The organism is Streptomyces sp. NPDC090994, from assembly GCF_044768905.1.
Classification (GTDB): Bacteria; Actinomycetota; Actinomycetes; order Streptomycetales; family Streptomycetaceae; genus Streptomyces.
In genome coordinates this window covers 497,607-513,441 of sequence record NZ_JBIVWS010000004.1, presented here as the reverse complement: position 1 = coordinate 513,441, position 15,835 = coordinate 497,607, and the positions used below count along the sequence as shown (strand labels likewise).

General features: G+C 74.4%; 16 protein-coding genes. 10 read left to right on the top strand and 6 right to left on the bottom strand.

Annotated elements, in window-relative coordinates:
* On the bottom strand, positions 1-336 hold a 336-nt coding region (locus tag ACIQR3_RS12535), incomplete at its 3' end, for a D-aminoacyl-tRNA deacylase (protein WP_403537676.1).
* Between the two features lie 168 nt (positions 337-504).
* Here ACIQR3_RS12535 and ACIQR3_RS12530 point away from each other — a divergent pair.
* Both ACIQR3_RS12530 and ACIQR3_RS12525 read left to right on the top strand, forming a co-directional pair.
* Complete coding sequence (locus ACIQR3_RS12530) at positions 505-1,194, top strand: aerial mycelium formation protein (protein WP_403537674.1); 690 nt, start codon at positions 505-507, stop codon at positions 1,192-1,194.
* Between the two features lie 75 nt (positions 1,195-1,269).
* The gene (locus ACIQR3_RS12525) at positions 1,270-2,286 is read left to right on the top strand and encodes an asparaginase (protein ID WP_403537672.1); all 1,017 of its coding nucleotides are present in this window, start codon (positions 1,270-1,272) and stop codon (positions 2,284-2,286) included.
* A 344-nt stretch (positions 2,287-2,630) separates the two neighbouring features.
* On the opposite strand, the gene ACIQR3_RS12520 is transcribed toward ACIQR3_RS12525, so the two are convergent.
* Entirely contained in the window at positions 2,631-2,816 is a 186-nt protein-coding gene (locus ACIQR3_RS12520) for a hypothetical protein (RefSeq protein ID WP_403537671.1), read from the bottom strand.
* Positions 2,817-3,008: 192 nt separating this feature from the next.
* Between ACIQR3_RS12520 and ACIQR3_RS12515 the strand changes: the two genes are divergently transcribed.
* Positions 3,009-3,923 (top strand): winged helix-turn-helix domain-containing protein, encoded by a 915-nt coding sequence (locus tag ACIQR3_RS12515; protein ID WP_403537669.1) that lies wholly within the window; start codon positions 3,009-3,011, stop codon positions 3,921-3,923.
* Positions 3,924-3,931: 8 nt separating this feature from the next.
* Here ACIQR3_RS12515 and ACIQR3_RS12510 read toward each other — a convergent pair whose 3' ends face one another.
* Positions 3,932-4,141 carry a hypothetical protein gene (locus tag ACIQR3_RS12510; protein WP_403537667.1) on the bottom strand — a complete coding sequence of 70 codons (210 nt, stop codon included), beginning with the start codon at positions 4,139-4,141 and terminating at the stop codon, positions 3,932-3,934.
* Between the two features lie 153 nt (positions 4,142-4,294).
* Here ACIQR3_RS12510 and ACIQR3_RS12505 point away from each other — a divergent pair, with 153 nt between their 5' ends.
* The 5 genes from ACIQR3_RS12505 to ACIQR3_RS12485 all read left to right on the top strand — a co-directional run bounded on the left by ACIQR3_RS12505 (position 4,295) and on the right by ACIQR3_RS12485 (position 10,937).
* A complete protein-coding gene (locus ACIQR3_RS12505) occupies positions 4,295-5,182 on the top strand; it encodes a winged helix-turn-helix domain-containing protein (protein WP_403537666.1) in 888 nt (295 codons plus the stop codon).
* Between the two features lie 29 nt (positions 5,183-5,211).
* Positions 5,212-5,973, top strand: coding sequence for an HAD family hydrolase (locus ACIQR3_RS12500; RefSeq protein WP_403537664.1), 762 nt, complete (start codon positions 5,212-5,214; stop codon positions 5,971-5,973).
* A gap of 118 nt (positions 5,974-6,091) precedes the next feature.
* Positions 6,092-8,269, top strand: a complete 2,178-nt coding sequence (locus ACIQR3_RS12495; protein WP_403537663.1) for a phosphotransferase family protein — start codon at positions 6,092-6,094, stop codon at positions 8,267-8,269.
* A complete protein-coding gene (locus ACIQR3_RS12490) occupies positions 8,266-8,877 on the top strand; it encodes a TetR/AcrR family transcriptional regulator (RefSeq protein WP_403537661.1) in 612 nt (203 codons plus the stop codon). Before ACIQR3_RS12495 ends, ACIQR3_RS12490 begins: the two co-directional genes overlap by 4 nt.
* 41 nt (positions 8,878-8,918) lie before the next feature.
* Complete coding sequence (locus ACIQR3_RS12485) at positions 8,919-10,937, top strand: HelD family protein (protein ID WP_403537659.1); 2,019 nt, start codon at positions 8,919-8,921, stop codon at positions 10,935-10,937.
* A 7-nt stretch (positions 10,938-10,944) separates the two neighbouring features.
* Here the strand turns inward: ACIQR3_RS12485 and ACIQR3_RS12480 are convergent, their stop codons facing one another.
* Positions 10,945-12,102, bottom strand: coding sequence for an SGNH/GDSL hydrolase family protein (locus ACIQR3_RS12480; protein WP_403537658.1), 1,158 nt, complete (start codon positions 12,100-12,102; stop codon positions 10,945-10,947).
* 2 nt (positions 12,103-12,104) lie between these two features.
* Entirely contained in the window at positions 12,105-12,698 is a 594-nt protein-coding gene (locus tag ACIQR3_RS12475; RefSeq protein ID WP_403537656.1) for a TetR/AcrR family transcriptional regulator, read from the bottom strand.
* Between the two features lie 153 nt (positions 12,699-12,851).
* Between ACIQR3_RS12475 and ACIQR3_RS12470 the strand changes: the two genes are divergently transcribed.
* Entirely contained in the window at positions 12,852-13,742 is an 891-nt protein-coding gene (locus ACIQR3_RS12470; RefSeq protein WP_403537654.1) for an alpha/beta fold hydrolase, read from the top strand.
* Entirely contained in the window at positions 13,735-14,298 is a 564-nt protein-coding gene (locus tag ACIQR3_RS12465; protein ID WP_403537652.1) for a TetR/AcrR family transcriptional regulator, read from the top strand. Before ACIQR3_RS12470 ends, ACIQR3_RS12465 begins: the two co-directional genes overlap by 8 nt.
* Before the next feature lie 264 nt (positions 14,299-14,562).
* Here ACIQR3_RS12465 and ACIQR3_RS12460 read toward each other — a convergent pair whose 3' ends face one another.
* Positions 14,563-15,795 (bottom strand): serine hydrolase domain-containing protein, encoded by a 1,233-nt coding sequence (locus ACIQR3_RS12460; protein ID WP_403537650.1) that lies wholly within the window; start codon positions 15,793-15,795, stop codon positions 14,563-14,565.
* Positions 15,796-15,835 lie beyond the last annotated feature (40 nt).

Genomic DNA, 15,835 nt, shown 5'->3' with positions numbered 1-15,835 from the left:
CAGCGCGCGCAGCTGGGCGACCACCTCGTCGACGAGGGGTTCGGCGACGTCGCCGGGGGCGGCGGCGTTCCAGGTGGGGCGGCGGCCCTTGCGGGCGTCGCCATAAAGGGTGAACTGGCTGATGACCAGGAGCGGCGCGTCGACGTCACTGCACGACTTCTCGTCCGCCAGCATCCGCACCGACCAGAGCTTGCGGGCCAGTTGCGCGGCCTTCTCCTCGGTGTCCCCGTGGGTGACCCCGACCAGGGCGCACAGGCCCTCGCCCTCGAACGCGCCCACCGTCTCGCCGTCCACGACGACGCTCGCGCCGTCCGCCCTCTGTACCACCGCTCGCATGCGGCCATGATGCCGTGCGCCCCCCGGGCGCCGGCGGGCGGCCCCGTACGGGTTTCTTTTCGTCCCCGAACCCCCCATCTGGGGCCGATCGGGGGCACTCGGTCACATAGCGGCCGGATGGGGTGGCACGATGCTCCCAGACGCCGGTCGAGGGGACGGTTGAGGCACATGAGCACACCGAGTACCGGGCAGCCGTCGAGGACTGTCTCGTTGACGTATGCGGTCGGCACAGACACGATCCGGCCGCCCGTGCAGCGCACGGACAGCCCGGAGCTGCCCGCGGATCCGCCCGCGAGCACACCGCCCGGGGGGAACACACAGACCGCGCCGGAGGCGGCACGGACAACGGCACAGGGGGCGACGGGGAAGAACGATCTGACCGTACTGAGTCTGCCCGAGCTGCGCACGCTGCGCAGGGAAGCCCAGCGGGAGGAGGCCGACCTGAGTTATGTACGGCGGCTGTTGCAGGGGCGGATCGACATCCTGCGGGCCGAGCTGGCCCGGCGCGGGCCCGCCTCCGTGGTGGCCCGGGAGCAGTCGGTGGTGGAGCGGCTGTCGGAGATCCTGACGGACGGCCCGGCCCGGCACCGCTCCTCGGCCCGGCATGTGACGCTGGGCACGCCGCGCAGCGAGGAGTACCGGCAACTGGCCGCCGAGATGCTGGGCGAGGTCGAGCTGTCGGACCTCCGGGCGCGCACCGATCCGGAGCTGACGGCGGCGATGGGGCGGCTGGTGGGCTACGAGCAGCAGGTGTCCCGGCGACGCCAGCGGCTGCAGCGCACGGCGGACGGCTGCAGCGCCGAGATCGCACGCCGGTACCGTGAAGGGGAAGCACAAGTAGACGACCTGCTGGCGTGACGTGCCGGCCCGGTGACCCCGGGCCGTTGGCGCGGCCGACCGTCCGGCGGGTCCCCTGTCGGAAGGCGACCGCCGATGCCCGCGCCCCAGCAGCCCACGTCCGGGTCCCCGTCCCCGTCTCCGTCCCGGCCCGGGGCCGGGACCGAGCCCGCCGTGCCGCCCGTCCTCGCCGAGGTCGTGCGGTCCGGGTTCGTCGAGGGCCGTCACCGCGGCAGCCTGGTGGTGCTGGGCGCGGACGGGGCGGTCGACCTGGCGCTCGGGGACCCGGCCGCCCCCGTCTTCCCGCGCTCCGCCAACAAGCCGATGCAGGCCGCCGGCGTGCTGCGCGCGGGGCTGGAGCTGGCGGGGGAGCGGCTGGCGCTGGCCGCCGCGAGCCACTCCGGGGAATCGTTTCACCTGGATCTCGTACGGCAGCTGCTCGCCGAGCAGGGACTGGACGCGGCCCAGCTCCAGTGCCCGCCCGACCTGCCGCTCGACCCCGAGGAGCGGGACGCGTACCTCGCCTCGGGCGCCGTACCGGACCGGGTGACCATGAACTGCTCCGGCAAGCACACCGCCATGCTGGCCGTCTGCGCCCGGCGCGGCTGGCCGCTGGAGAGCTACCTGGACCCCGGGCACCCGCTCCAGCGGCTCATCCACGAGGTGGTCGAGGAAGCCGCCGGGGAGCCGGTCGACGCCGTCGGCACCGACGGGTGCGGTGCGCCGCTGATGGCGATCTCGCTGACCGGGCTGGCCCGCGCCTTCCGCTCCTTCGTCCTGGCCGCGCCGGGCTCGGCCGAACGCCGGGTCGCCGACGCCATGCGGGCCCACCCCGAGTACGTCGCCGGCACCCGCCGCGCCGACACCTGGCTGATGCGGGAGGTGCCGGGGGCCCTGTCCAAGATGGGCGCCGAGGCGGTGCAGGCGGTGGCCCTGCCCGACGGTCGCGCCCTCGCCTTCAAGATCGAGGACGGGGCGACCCGGGCGCTCTGCCCGGTACTGGCCCGCGCGCTGACCCTGCTGGGCGTGGACGCGCCGGTGGTCGAGCGGATCGGACGGTCACCGCTGCTCGGCGGGGGCCGCGAGGTGGGGGAGATCCGCGCCGCGTTCTGAGCCGGCCGGGGGCCGGGGGCCGGAGGTCGGGCGTCCTGCCGGTCCGGGAAGGACGAGCGGGCGCCGCCCTGGTGGGCGGCGCCCTGCTGCGTGCTTCCGGGCGGCCTTGGTGCCCGGACGTGTTCCGAGGTGCCTCCTTCCGGCCGGTGACGGTGGCGGTGGTGCCGTGCCGGTTTTGCTGGGTTGTGCCGGGTTGTGCCGGGCCGTGCTGTCGTGCGTATCCGTAGCGTGCTCTTCAGTTGTGGTTGTGGTTGTGGTTGTTGTGCGGTGGTGCCGGCCCGGTCCGTCCGGACTCCCGGCTCCCCTCCGGAAGGGAGCCCGGACGGCGGGCGCGTTCCAGGGGCTCAGCCCGACTGGGCGAGCAGCATGACGAGGATCACCGCGCCGATGCCGCTGATCGCGGTGTTCCTCGCCTTGATGCCGATGGACAGCGCGACGAACGCGATGATGCCCATCGGCCCGTACTTCCACTGGACGAGCTGCTCGAACCCGATGGCGAGCGCTGCGATGACGATGGCGACGAGCGGCATGGTTCCCCCCTCCGGGACGTCCCCCCGCGGGACATGGTCCCCACTGACATCCTGTTGGCCAACCCCCGTGAGGTCGGACCATGTTGTGCAAGTTGGCTGCCAACTCTTCCATACTTATCTCCGCTTGGATGCGGCTTATAACCACCTTATTTCGAACTGTCTGAAGATGGCGAGAAGTTGTAGGGTTCGGTCGTGGAGCCGGAACACGCCACCGTCGATGGACGGAAGAGGTCACAGCGGCCGCAGCGGACCCACCGCGAGGTGGCCGACGAACTGCGCGCCCGGATCAGGTCCGGTGAGCTGCGGGCGGGTCAGCGGATGCCCACGCAGGCGCAGTTGGCCGACGAGTTCGGCGTGGAGCGCGGCACGGTCCGCCAGGCGCTGCGCATTCTCCAGTCCGAGCACCTGCTCACCAACGTCTCCAAGGGCAGCCCCGCGACCGTCGCCCCCGACTTCGGCAAGGCGGCGACCGGGCCGCTGGCGGCACCCCTGCCCACCACGGTCGCCCTGGCGCCGCGGATCGCCGCCGCCTTCGACACCGAGCACGTGCGGATCGACGCGCTCTGCCTGACCTCGGTCTCGCTCACCCTGGCCATCGGGGAGCCGCTGCGCGAGATCCACGCCGGGCGGCTGAAACCGGCCAAGGTCGACCTGAGGGTCCTGCTGCCGTCCCGCGACATCAGCCTGGCCTTCCCGGTGGCGGTCGCCGGGCACCCCGGGAACAACCCCGAGGACCCCGTGCACCGGCGGTGGCTGGCCCAGCGCAACGCCCAGGGGCAGGTGCTGCGGCACAACCTGCTGTCGCTGCGCTCCCTGTACGGCATCGACGTGAGCGTCACCTTCCGCGCCCTGCCCTTCACGCCGCCGGTCAAGCTGTACCTGCTCAACGGCGAGGAGGCGCTCTTCGCCTACTACACGATCGGCCGGCGGCAGCAGGAGACCGACGACGGGAGCGTGGAGATGTACGACACCGAGGGCACCAGGTCGGTGCTGTTCGCCTTCGAGCAGGGCGCCGGCCCGCGGGACGGCGGGTTCGTGGAACAGTCGCGCCGGTGGTTCGACGCGCTGTGGGACACGATCAGTTCGGAACTGGTGCTCACGGTCTGACGCCGCCCTCACAGGGCGGGACGTGACACCAGCAGGGCGAGCAGCACCGCTCCCGCGGAACTGACCGAGGGCCTGCGGGACTTGACGCCCACGGTGAGCAGGAGCAGGCCGAGGAGGCCGCTGGCGCCGTACCGCCAGTGGAGGAACTCCTCGAAGGCGATCACGAAGGCGGTGGTGGAGGCGGTGGTGGAGGCGGTGGTGGAGGCGAGAGCGGTCATGGGTTTCCTCCTCGGCGGGGCGGAGGTGGCACGTCCGCCGCCAACTTCTCCGAGTTGGCGACCAACTCTTCCTGTCTAGTCCCACTTGGCAGTCAGCTATAAACAACTTCCCGGCAACTCCCTTAAGATGGATCACAGTTGTAGTTTTCGGACGTGACTCAGGAGAACGTTGCGGTGGACGGCAGCAAAAGGCCCTCTCCCCAGGAGATCGCAGACATCCTGCGGGAGCGGATCCGCGCCGGTGACCTCAAGGCGGGCGACCGCCTGCCCACGCAGGCGGAGCTGTCCGAGGAGTTCGGCGTGGAGCGCGGCGCCGTCCGGCAGGCCCTGCGGTCGCTCCAGGAGGACGGGCTGCTCAGCAACGTCAGCAAGGGCAGCCCGCCCCGGATCGCCGCCCCGGCCCCGGCGCACGGCGAGCCGCAGCCCACGATGGTGGCGCTGGCGCCGCGGCTGACGCGGGCGTTCGGCGAGCCGGAGGTGCGGATCGACGTGGTCTGCCACACCTCCGAGACGCTGATGCTCGCCCTCAGCGAGCCGCTCCGCATGATCCACGAGGGCCGTATCCGCCCCCGGTCCATCTCCTTCCGCGTCCTGCTGCCGTCCCGGAACATCAACCTCGCCTTCCCGGTGCTGGTCGACACCTCCGCCGGAGACGGCACCGACGGGGCCGACCCCGTGCACGAGCGGTGGCTCCAGATGCGCGACGCCCAGGCCCGCGTCCTCCAGCACAACCTGAACGCCGTACGGTCCACCCAGCGCGTCGACGTCAGCGTCGCCTTCCGCGCCCTGCCCTTCACCCCGCCGATGAAGCTGTACCTGCTCAACGGCGAGGAGGCGCTGATCGGTTACTACATGCTGACCAGGCGTGAGGAGGAGTGGCAGAGCCGGACGCTGGAGATGTACGACGTCCTCGGTTTCGAGTCCGTGCTGTTCGCGTTCCGGAAGCAGGACGGCCACCGGGACGGGGCGTTCGTCGAGGAATCCCAGAAGTGGTTCGACGCCCTCTGGGAAACCATCACGACGGACCTCACACTCTCCTAGTGGCTTCTGATACGCAGCAGAGCGCTCCGGTGACCGCGTCGGCAGAGTCCTTGCGGAAGCTGACGGCCCCCGTCCGGTACGTCCTGTGGGACCTGGACGGGCCGATCTGCCGGCTGTTCGCCGGGCACCCGGCGGGCGTGATCGCCCGTGACCTGGTGGCCGAGGTCGACGCCCTGGGGCTGGGCGGGTCGCTGACCGAGCGGGAACGCGCCCACCGCGACCCGCAGGCCGTACTGCTGCGGATCAGCGAGCGGCACCCCGGCAGCGACCTGGTCGGGGAACTGGAGGAGTGGCTGACCCGGCAGGAACTCGCCGCCGTCCCGGGGGCCCGCCCCACCCCCTACGCCGATCCGCTCATCCGGACGTGGACCGCCCTGGGCGCGGTCTCGGCCGTCACCACCAACAACTCGGCGCGGGTGGCGGCGGCGTACCTGGCGACCCGGGGGCTGACCGGCTGCTTCGCCTCCCTGCACGGCCGCACCGGGGACCTCGGCCTCATGAAGCCCCACCCGCACGCGCTGCTGCGGGCGCTGACCGCCCTGGGCGCCGAACCGTCCCAGGCCCTCATGATCGGCGACTCGCCGTCCGACCTCGCTGCGGCGCGGGCCGCCGGGGTCCCGTTCCTCGGGTACGCCCGGAGCGAGGAGAAGGCCGCCGCCCTGGTGGACCCGGACGCCGCCGAGCCGTGTGTCGTCACGGACCTGTCGGACGTACGGGCCGCGCTGCTCGCCCAGGGCCCCTTCGCGCCCCCCGCCGGGAGCGGCTGTCCCGCGCCGGAGAGCACATCCTGATGCGGTAAGGTCCCCGGCACCCCACTGGTCGCGGCCGTGCAGGTGACACCCCGCCCTGCACCGTCCCGGCATTGCCCTTACCGTCGTCACACCAGCCCTTTTCGCACCGGAGCGACCAGTGGTCGTACCTTCCCCTCCTGATCCGCTGCGCGACTTCGTGCGGCTGGCCGTCGATCGGGGGACGCCCGTCCAGGGCCACCACCACCGCAACCACATCACGCTCCTGCCGCCCCGCACGGCCGCGCTGCTCGGCCGTGCTCCCGGCGAGACCGTCACCGTGCGCGTCCGGCGGGCCGGGGTCCTGCCCGTGGTGATCCGGACCTGGCCGGACGAGACGGCCGTCCTGAAGGCCGTACGGGAGGTGCTGCCCGGCGTGCCGGAGTGCCTGGCGCGGTGGGACGGCGGCACGGTCCTGACCCATGTGGAGGGCGTCGCCCTCGGCGCGCTCTGCCCGGACGGCAAGCCCGTCGACCGCGTCCTCGTCGAGGCGCTGGCCGCTCAGCTGGCGCGGCTGACCCTGGTGCGCCGCGCCGCGCTGCCGCCGCTGCCGGCCGGCCGGCCCCGCGGCCACACGGACAGCCAGGGCTTCCTGCGCGCCCTCGCGCACTGCGCCGACGTACAGATCCGGCAGGCCAACTGGCCCGGCTTCGGCGGGCTGTTCACGGCGCTCGGGCTGCCCGAGGACGCCCTGCGGCGGCTGGCGGAGCGGACGCCCTCCCTGACGCGCCGCCCGTTCAGCCTGCTCCACACCGACCTGCACCGCGCCAACGTGATCGTCTCGGACGGCCCGGACGGTCCCGACGGCCCGGACGGCCTCCGACCGACCTGCGTCGACTGGGAGCTGGCGAGCTACGGCGACCCCCTGCACGACCTGGCGACGCACCTCGTGCGGATGCGGTACCCGGCCGGTCAGTGGCCCGAGGTGATCGAGGCGTGGGCGGCGGCCGTGCGGGCGGTGCGGCCCGCGGCCCTGCACGGGCTGGACCGGGACCTGCCGCACTACGTCGCCTTCGAACGCGCCCAGTCGGTCTACCCGGACACCATCCGCGCCGCGCGCTCCCTGGAGGAGTCGTTCACCGAGGAGCGGCTGGCGGCGGCGACGGAGACGGTGGCGCGGGCGCTGGACGCGGCGGCCGAGCCGCTCCGGCTGGCCCGGGTGCCCGGCGGCGGCGAGATCGAGCGGGCCCTCTTCCGGTGGTGGGCGTCCCGGGACGGCGGCGGACGGCGCCCGCCCGCCCCCGCGCACCGCTGGCGCCGGGACCGGCGGGTGCCCGAGCGGGCGGACTTCCCCGACGCGTACGTGGAGCAGGCGCTGCGCGCGGAGGGCGCCGCCCCCGCGCACCGGGTCTTCAAGGGCACCGGCCACCTGAACACCGTCGTACGGGTGCCGGGCGCCGGCGCCCCGGTGGTGGTCCGGCGGAAACTCCCCGTGGACCGCCGCCGGGAGCGGAGCTTCCTCAGCGAGCACTCCGTGCTGCGGGCCATCGAGCAGGCGGCGGTCAGGGTGGCGGCCCCCCGGGTGCTGGCCCTGGGGGAGAGCGGCTCCGGGGACCGGTTCGCGATCCACACGTACGTCGGTCCGGACGACATCGACCGGACCCCCCGGCATCCCGTGGACGGCCTCCTCCCGCACGAGGCGGACGGGCTCGTCGACCAGCTCCGCGCGCTGACCCGGGTGCCCTACCGGCAGCTCGACCCGGTCGCCGGGCAGAGCGGCTTCCACGGCCGGCTGGTCGAGCAGCTCGCCTCGCTCGTCGCCGGGCTGCCCGCCGAGTCCCGGCGCCACGCCCGGCTGCTCGGCCTGCCCGACGCCGACCGGCTGCGGCACATCCTGTCCCGGCAGACGGTGACCGAACGCAGCCCGTCCCTGCTGCACGGCGACCTGAACCCGTGGAACCTGGTCCGCCGCGACGACGACCTCGCGCTGACCGTCATCGACTGGGAGCTGGCGGTGGTCGGCGACCCCCTCTACGACCTCGTCCGGCACCTGCACCTGACCCCGGCCCGCCCGGAGATCCGCGCCCGGATGTTCCGCCGCTGGGAGCGGAGCCTGCCGCCCGGGCACACCCGTGGCTGGCGCCAGGACTGGAAGGCGTACCGCCGGCTGGAGGCCGTGCGGTCCGCCTACATCGACCTCGACCGCATCGTCACCGGGGAGGGGCTCGACGCGCCCAACGTCCGCCGGGCGGTCGACTCCTACGCCGTCACCCTGGCGGTGGCCACCGGCGCGCTCGGCCTGCCGGCGGGCCGCCTGAGTACGGGCGTACGGCGGCGGCTGCGTACGCTCGCCCCATGACCGAGCCCGGCCTGCGCGAGCGCAAGAAGCAGCGGACGTACCGCGTCCTGTCCGACACCGCCGTCCGGCTGTTCCTGGAGCGGGGCTTCGACGCCGTGTCGGTCGCCGAGGTGGCCGCCGCGGCCGAGGTCTCCAAGCCGACGCTGTTCCGGTACTTCCCGGCCAAGGAGGACCTGGTCCTGTACCGGATCGCCGACCACGAGGGCGAGGCCGCGCGGGTGGTGGCCGAGGGGCCGGACCCGGTGACGGCGCTGTGCCGGCACTTCCTGGCGGGGCTGGAGCGGTGCGACCCGGTGACCGGGCTGAACGACGACCCCGAGGTGCTCGCCTTCCACCGCCTGCTCTACGGCACCCCCGCCCTCGCCGCCCGGATCCACGCCTACCAGGAACGCTCCGAGGCCGCGCTCGCCGACGCCCTCGGCGGCGGCCTGGAGGCCCGGCTGGCGGCGGCCCAGATCATCGCCGTACAGCGTGTCCTCGCGCTGGAGAACTGGCGGCGGATCGCGGCCGGGGAACGGCTCGCGGACGTACGCGAGGACGCCGTGGCCGCCGCCGGGCGGGCGTTCGGACGGCTGGCCGCCGCACTCCCCGATTTTGATAGACGGTAAATTATGTAACTCGGTAACGTCATTCCGGTACGCTCGGCGGAATGACGTCACCCGAACCCGCCCTCCGGGCCGCCCTCGCCCGGGAACGCGCCCATCACGAGCACTGCCGCGCCGCCCTCGCCGCGATGGTCGACGGCGCCCTGGACCACGTCGTCACCGGCGAGGACGTCTCCGCCTCCGGTGCCGACGCCGAGGTCCTCGGGTACCGGCTGCGCAGCCGCGCCAAGGCACTGCGCGAACTGCCGGAGGGCCCGCTGTTCTTCGGGCGGCTGGACCTCGCCGAGGGCCCGCTGCACATCGGACGGCTGCGGATCTCCGAGCACCCGGCCGCCCCGCCGCTGGTCGTCGACTGGCGGGCCCCCGTCTCCCGCGCCTTCTACCAGGCCACCGCCCGCGATCCACAGGGTGTGGAAGTCCGCCGCCGGTTCGGCTGGGCGCCGGGCAGCCGGGGCGACTCCGCCGACCTCACCGGCCTGGAGGACGAGCACCTCGGCCGGGGCGAGTCCCGCGCGAGCGAGATCGTCGCCCGGGAGATCGAACGCCCCCGGGTCGGACCCATGCGGGACATCGCCGCGACCATCCAGCCCGAGCAGGACGACCTCGTCCGCGCCGCCCTGACGGAGTCGCTCTGCGTGCAGGGTGCCCCCGGCACCGGCAAGACCGCGGTCGGCCTGCACCGGGCCGCGTACCTGCTCTACACCCACCCGCGCCGGATGCGGCGCGGCGGACTGCTGGTCCTCGGGCCCAGCCGCGCCTTCCTCGGCTACATCGAGGAGGTCCTGCCCGCCCTCGGGGAGAGCGGCGTACGGCAGTCGACGCTGACGGAGGAGATCGCCCGGCACCCGGTCACCGGTACCGACGAGGCGCGGACCGCCGCCGTCAAGCACGACGCCCGGATGGCCGAGGTGCTGCGCCGGGCGCTGTACGGGCGGGTGTCCGCGTCGGTGGCGGCGGATCTGGAGGTGCCGGACGGGTCGGTGCGGCGGCGGGTGCCGGCCGGGGAACTGGCGCGGATCGTGGCGGGCGTACGGGACGAGGAACCGCCGTACGACACCGGGCGGGAGCGGGTACGGGCCCGGATCGTGCGCCACCTCCAGGACCGGGCCGAACGGCGCGGGGAGACCTGCGGCGCGGCCTGGGTGCGGCGGATCGGGCGGTCCCGGCCGGTCACCGCCTGCCTGGACGCCGTATGGCCCCGGGTGCGGCCCGAGGAGGTCGTCGCCGGGCTGCTCGGCGATCCGGCGGCGCTGGCCGAGGCGGCCGACGGGGTGCTGGACGGCGAGGAGCGGAAGGCGCTGCTGTGGCGGCGTCCGCCGCGGTCCTGGCGGTCGGCGCGGTGGTCCGCCGCCGACCTGGTCCTCCTCGACGAGGCCGCCGGGCTGCTGGAGCGCCCCGAGGGGTACGGCCATGTCGTCGTCGACGAGGCGCAGGACCTCTCCCCGATGGAGTGCCGGGCCATCGCCCGCCGGGCCGCCTTCGGTTCGCTCACCGTCCTGGGCGACCTGGCGCAGGGGACCACGCCGTGGGCGGCGCGGTCCTGGCGGACGGTCCTCGGCCACCTCGGGCGGCCGGAGGCGGCCGTGGCGGAGCTGACCACCGGGCACCGGGTGCCGCAGGCGGTCGTCGGCCTCGCCAACCGGCTGCTCGGGCGGCTGGACGTGGACGTCCCGGCTCCCCGGTCCCTGCGCGGGGACGGCGAGTTGACGATGCGGCCGGTCGCGTCGTCCGGGGACGTACCGGACGCGGTCGTGGCCGCCGTGCGCGCCGCGCTCGCCCGGGAGGGGTCGGTCGGGGTGATCGCGGCCGACGCGGACCTGGACCGGGTGCGCGCGGCCCTCGCCGCCGCCGGGATCGCGGCGGCCGGCCCCGAGGACCCCGGCGCCCGTCCGGCCGTGGTCCCGGCGCGTGCGGTCAAGGGGCTGGAGTACGACCACGTCGTCGCCGTCGAACCGGCGGCGATCGCGGCGGCGGAGGAGCGGGGGCTCAACCGGCTCTACGTCGTCCTGACCCGGGCGGTGTCGCGGCTGGACGTGGTGCACGGGCGGCCGTTGCCGTTCTGAGCGCGGGTCAGGTCAGGAGGCCGCCCGGGGAGAGGGCCAGCTCGGCGAAGCGGTCGCCGATGCGCAGGTGGGTGGCGGCGTCCGGGTGGAGGCCGTCGGGCAGGGGGAGTTCGGCGTGGTCGGCCTCGCCGTACAGGGCGCGGCCGTCCAGGTGGCGCAGGTGCGGGTCGTCGGCCGAGCGGTCCCGGACGATGCGGGCGAGTTCCTCGCGGACGACGGTGAGGGTGAGCTTTCCGGCGGCGACCTCGGCGGGGTCGCCGGCGGCGTGGAAGCCGAGCCGGCCCTCGGCGAGCGCGGCGGGGTCGAAGGCGGTGGGGCCGGGGGTGTCCTCGTGCAGGGGGCAGTGGATCGGGGAGATCACCAGGAGGGGGGTCGTCGGGTGGCCCTCGCGGATCGTGTCCAGGAAGCCGTGCACGGCCGGGCCGAAGGCGCGCAGCCGCATCAGGTCGGCGTTGACGAGGTTGATGCCGATCTTGACGCTGATCAGGTCGGCGGGGGTGTCCCGCAGCGCGCGGGCGGTGAACGGGTCGAGCAGGGCGCTGCCGGCCAGGCCCAGGTTGACCAGCTCCACCCCGGCGCGCAGGGCGGCGCGGGCGGGCCAGGTGCCGGTGGGGTCCGCGGCGTCCGAGCCGTGGCTGATCGAACTGCCGTGGTGCAGCCAGACCTTGCGGCCCCGGTCGGGGACGGGCTCGGCGGGGGCGTCGGTGCGCAGGGCGACCAGCTCGGTCGTCTCGTTGTGCGGCAGCCAGATCTCGACGTCCTTGTCGTGGTCCGGGAGGTCCGTGAAGCGCAGGGTGGCGGGGGCGCCGGTGCGGTGCTCGGTGCCGCCCGTGCTCAGGTCGACGGTGAGGGTGTGGCCGCCGGCGGCGGTGGCCCGGGCGTGCGGGACGCCGTCGACGAGGAGTTCGTAGACGCCGTCCGGGCGGGGCGGGGCGCCGGTGTAGGCGCGCTTGGTGGGGAGGGTGTGGAGTTCGACGGTGGTGGCGCGGGTGCGGAAGGCCAGCCGCACGCCGGAGGGCTGGCTCTCGGCCAGGGCGAGCTGCGGGTCGGCGCACTGGGCGCGGGCGCGGGCGGGGAGCCGGTGCGGCAGCAGGCCGTGCGGGGTGCGTTCGAGGTCGAGGGCGCCGCGGAGGAGGCCCGGGGTGGTGAGGGGGACGGTGTGCATGGTCAGTGACCTGTCGGTGAGGGGGCGGGGGCCGCGGGCCAGTTGCGCAGCAGGGCGTCGAGGGCGTCGAGGACGCGGGACCAGGACTCGTCGGGGCCGGGGGAGCTGTGGCTGAAGCTGCCGCCCAGCTCCATGCTGACGTAGCCGTAGAAGACGCTGCCGAGGAGGCGGACGGCGTGGGTCTGGTCGGGTTCGGCCAGGTCGTAGCCGCGCAGCAGCGCCCGCGTCAGCTGGGCCTGCCGGACGCCCGCGCTGGCGGCGGCGGTCTGCGGGTCGAGCCGGAGCTGGGCCGCGGCGAAACGGCCGGGGTGCTCGCGGGCGTAGTCGCGGTAGACGTTGGCCAGGGCGGTCAGGGCGTCCCGCCCGGCCCGTCCGGCGAGCGCGTCGGCGGCCCGGTCGGCCAGCTCGGCGAGGGCGAGCAGGGCGATGCCGGTCTTCAGCTCCTGCGAGTTCCTCAGGTGGGAGTAGAGGCTCGCGACCTTGACGTCGAACCGCCTGGCCAGCGCCGACACGGTCACCTGCGCGAAGCCGGCCTCGTCCGCGAGGTCGGCACCGGCTGCGATCAGCCGCTCCCTGGTCAGTCCGGCTCTTGCCATGAGGGTCCTTTCGTTTGCCTAAAGCAGTATGTAGTTGCCTAAAGGGTTTAGGCAAGGGCCTGGTGAGGGAATGTGGGTCGACTGCTGGAGCTGGGGTGCGCCGGGGTGGCGCAGGGGTGGCGCGTCATGGCTAATGGCGTTAGCCTGAGTGTTATGGGTGATAGCGAAGGCGTGGGCGCGACCGCGTTCCTCGATGTCGACGGCGGCGTTGACGGCGGCGTTGACGGCGGCGGCGGGCGGCTGGCGTACGACGTGTCCGGCAGCGGACCGCTGGTGGTCCTGGTGCACGGCATGGGGGACAACCGGGCGGCCTTCCGGGAGGTGGCCGCGCGGCTGGTCGCCGGCGGGTACCGGGTCGCCGCGATGGATCTGCGGGGGCACGGTGAGTCCAGCGCCGGCTGGGCGTCGTACACCCGTACCGACACGGCTCGCGACGTCCTCGCCCTGATCCGGCACCTGGGCGGTCCCGCCGTCGTCGTCGGGCACTCCTTCAGCGGCGGTGCCGCCACCATCGCCGCGGCCGAGGAACCCGGTCTGGTCGACGGCGTCATCGAGATCGGTCCGTTCACCCGCCTCCAGAAGGTCGACGTCCGCGCGCTCTTCTCGAACGCCCGTTACCGCAAGGGCATGGCCCTGCTGATGGGCGCCGGCCTGCTGCGCGGCGTGGGGCTGTGGAAGCGCTACCTCCGCCACGCCTGCCCCGGTGCCAGGCCCGCCGGGTTCGACGCGCACCTCGCCGCGCTGGAGGCGGATCTGCGCAGGCCCGGCCGGATGGCCGTGCTCGCCAAGTCCGGCATGGCCTCGCCCGGCGACGCCGCCGCCCGGCTCGCCGACGTCCGCTGCCCCGCCCTGGTGGTCATGGGCACGCTCGACCCCGACTGGCCCGACCCCCGGGCGGAGGGCGAGGGCATCGTGGCCGCCCTGCCGGCCGGGCTGGGCCGCCTGGAGCTGGTCGAGGGCGCGGGGCACTACCCCCACACCCAGTTCCCCGGCACGGTCGCCGCGCTCGCCCTGGCCTTCCTGGCGGAGGTGCGGCGTGGCTAGGGCGGCGCTGTCCCCGGGCGCGGTCGTGGACGTCGCCCTCGCGATCCTCGACGAGAAGGGACCCGAGGCACTCACCCTCGCGGCGGTGTCCGCCCGGGCGGGGGTGGCCACCCCGTCCCTGTACAAGCACGTGCGCAACCTCGCCGAACTGCGCGCCCTGGTCTCCGCCCGCGTCATCGGCGACCTCGCCGACCAGGTCGGGGAGGCGGTTCTCGGCCGCTCGGCCGACGAGGCGATCCGCGCGCTGCTGACGGCCTGGCGGCGCTACGTCCAGCAGCACCCGAACCGCTACCTGGCCACCATCCAGAGCCCGGACCCGCGCACCGCCGAGGCCGGCGAACGGCTGATCGGCATCGTCGCCGCCGCCCTGCGCGCCTACGGCCTGGAGGACTCCGCCGCCGTCCACGCCATCCGCTGCCTGCGCGCGGCCGTCCACGGGTTCGCCGTACTGGAGGCCCAGGGCGGCTTCGGCCTCCCCGAGGACATGGACGACAGCTACGACCTGCTGATCCGCATGCTGACGGCGGGACTGCACGCACCGGGAGCGGCCGGCTGATCCGCGGGGTTGGCGTCCGCGGGGTGGCTGTCCGCGGGGTTGCTGTCCGTGGGGTCGGCCAGTCCGGTGGGGCCGGTGAGTCCGGTCGGGTTGGGGAGTCGGGTGGGGCCGGTGAGTCCGGTCGGGTTGGGGAGTCGGGTGGGGCCGGTGACGCCGGTCGGGTGGGGGAGTCCGGTGGGGCGGTGAGTCCCGTCGGGTTGGTGAGCCCGGTTGGGCCGGTGAGCCCGGTGAGCCCGGTGGGGCCGGTGAGTCCGGAGGAGTCGGCTAGTCCGTGGTCCGGCCGCACAGCGCGAGGTCGGTGAGCCGTTGGACCGCGCGCTCGGTGCGCAGCAGGTGCTCGGCGCCGGGGGTCTTGCCGCTGGCCGCGATGACGACGGAACGCCGCCCGTCCTCGGTGAACCCCGTACGGACCGTGCCGCCCTCCAGGTCACCGCCGTGGCCCCAGCGGTGGCCGCCGCAGGCCAGCGGCTGCCGCATCAGCCCCAGCCCGTACTCCATCCCGGGGAAGGCCTGGCGTATCTCGTCATTGGCCGGGACCGTGCGGCGCATCTGCGCGAGCTGCGCCGGTGGCAGCAGCCGTCCGTCGAACAGCGCGGTGAAGAACCTGTCCAGGTCGCGCTGTCCGCTGATGAGCGACCCGGCGGCGTCCGCCATGGACATCGTGCGTTCCGTCGTGTCGGTCCAGCCGGCGGAACCGGGGAAGCGCTGGTACGTGTGGGCGTGCGGACCGCGGATGCGGGGATCGTCGCCCGGTTCGTAGGTGTCCTTCAGCCCCAGCGGCCGGATGATCCGGTCCCGGACCTCCTGGGCCCAGGAGCGGCCGGTGACCTTCCGGACGACCATTCCGGCGACGATGTAGTTGGGGTTGGAGTAGTTCCAGTCCGGCGCCGGGTCGTCCGGGGCGGCGGGCGGGAAGTCGGGCGCGTGTTTCATCGCCCGGGCGACGCTCTCCTCCGGCGCCAGGTGGTCGTACCTGGTCCGCTCGAAGTCCGCCGCGGTCTGTCCGGTGTCCTCGGTGTAGTCGTAGTCGTGGATGCCGCTGGTGTGCTGGAGGAGGTTGCGCAGGGTGACGCGGCTGCCGTCGTTGCCGTTGCCGCTGATGACGCCGGGCAGCCACCGGTCGACGGTGTCGTCCAGCGACAGCCGCCCTTCGGCGGCCAGTTGCAGGACGACCGTCGCGGTGAAGGTCTTGGTGACGCTGGCGGCGCGGAAACGCTCGCCCCGGCCCACCGGACGGCCGCCGCCCAGCTCGGCCTCGCCGGCACTGGCCCGGATCCGGCGCCCGCCGTCGCGTATCTCGACGGAGGCGCCGACGTACCCGGCCTCCTTCAGCGTCCGGTCCAGCTCCCGTTGCAACTGGGCCCGGGTGAGCGGCGTACGCGCCGGGCCGCCGTCGGCCGACGCCGCGGCCGGTGACGTCGGGGCACCCGCCAGCACCGCTGCGGTGACGGTCACCGCAGCGGCCCGCCGTGCCCATGAGCTTCGCTCGGTAGCCATGCATCCACTGTCTCCGGGCCGCCCGCCCGGCGCCATGCGG